Origin of the sequence: Spirillospora sp. NPDC049652, from assembly GCF_040675125.1 — a bacterium.
GTDB lineage: Bacteria > Actinomycetota > Actinomycetes > Streptosporangiales > Streptosporangiaceae > Spirillospora.
Genome location: NZ_JBFAOF010001407.1, coordinates 1 through 1,408 on the forward strand (window position 1 = coordinate 1; position 1,408 = coordinate 1,408).

Sequence of the window (1,408 nt, forward strand, 5' to 3'; positions counted from 1 at the left end):
GTCCCGGTCTCGGTCGTGCTCATGCCCGCTCCCGCCGCATCCGCCGGATGTTGAACAGCATCGCCGGGACGACCAGCAGGAACAGCAGCACCGCGATCGCGCTGCCCTTCCCCGGGTCGTTCCCGCCGCCGAACGACTCGACCCACATCTGCAGCGCGAGCACGCTGGCGTGCGGATCGCCGCCGCCGATGATGAAGACCAGGTCGAAGACCTTCAGCACGTTGATGACCATGGTGACCAGCACGACCGTGAGCACCGGCGCGAGCAGCGGGATCGTCACCCGCCGGAACACCTGCCACTCGGTCGCGCCGTCCACCCGCGCCGCCTCCAGCGCGTCCCGCGGGATCGCCGCGAGCCCGGCCGCGATGAGCACCATCGCGAACCCCGACCACACCCACAGGTACGACCCGATGATCGCCGGGGTGATGAGGGTGTTGCCGAGCCACTGCGCGCCGCCGTAGGACGCGGTGAAGTTCGACTTGGGCAGCCGCAGCGTCACCGGCCCGTCGCCCTTCACCTTCTTCATGGTGAAGGTGCCGTCGTCGCCGGTGGTCGCCTTGCCGACGACCTTGCCGTCCCGGACGGCCTCGACCTTGATCCGCGGCAGCCCGGACTCGCCCGGGTTCGGCTGGTTCGGCGTGCCGCCGCCGCCCTTGGTGAAGTCGAACCAGACCGTGCCGGTCAGCTCGCCCGGCTTGGCCGCCGGCGGCTGGGCGGCCGCGACCGGCTTGGCGGGCAGGTCCTCCGGCTTGATCCGCAGCAGCGGCAGCAGCGCGGTCTGCCCGGCCGTGTACTGCTTCGCGCTGACGATCGTGCCGTCGGGCTGCTGGGTGCCGGTGGCGTCCTTGCCGGTGCGCGGTCCGGCGCCGGGGTAGCCCGCGCCGGGCTCGAAGGTGTCGTGGACCGCGACGACCGCCGCGTTCGCCACGCCCATCTTCGGGTCCTGCTCGTACACCAGCCGGAAGATCACGCCGGAGGCGAGGAAGGACACCGCCATCGGCATGAACACCACCATCTTGAAGGCGGTGGACCAGCGGATCCGCTCGGTGAGCACCGCGAAGACCAGCCCGATCGCAGTGACCAGCGTCGGCGCGACGACCACCCAGATCGCGGTGTTGCGGACGGTCACGAGGTTGTCGTGCCCCTGGAAGATGCCGGTGTAGTTGTCGACGCCGGTGAAGGAGTGGCCGTCCGCGCCGAAGAAGCTGCGCACGACCGAGAAGACGATCGGGTACATCACGAGGAACCCGAGCAGCAGCAGGGCGGGGAGCAGGAAGCCGAGCGCCAGCCACGACGGCGGCGCGATCCCGCGGGCGCGCTTCGTCCTGGCGGGAGCGGGTGCGGGGGCCGCCGGGCCGCCGGCCTCCGCGGGCGGCGCCGCGTCCGGTCCGGAGCCCTCCGTCCCGGG

The 1,408-nt window shown here is 71.8% G+C and carries 1 protein-coding gene; it reads right to left on the reverse strand.

What is annotated here, in order from left to right:
• Window positions 1-19: 19 nt before the first annotated feature.
• On the reverse strand, window positions 20-1,408 hold a 1,389-nt coding region (locus AB0J52_RS40625), incomplete at its 5' end, for a carbohydrate ABC transporter permease (RefSeq protein WP_500188553.1).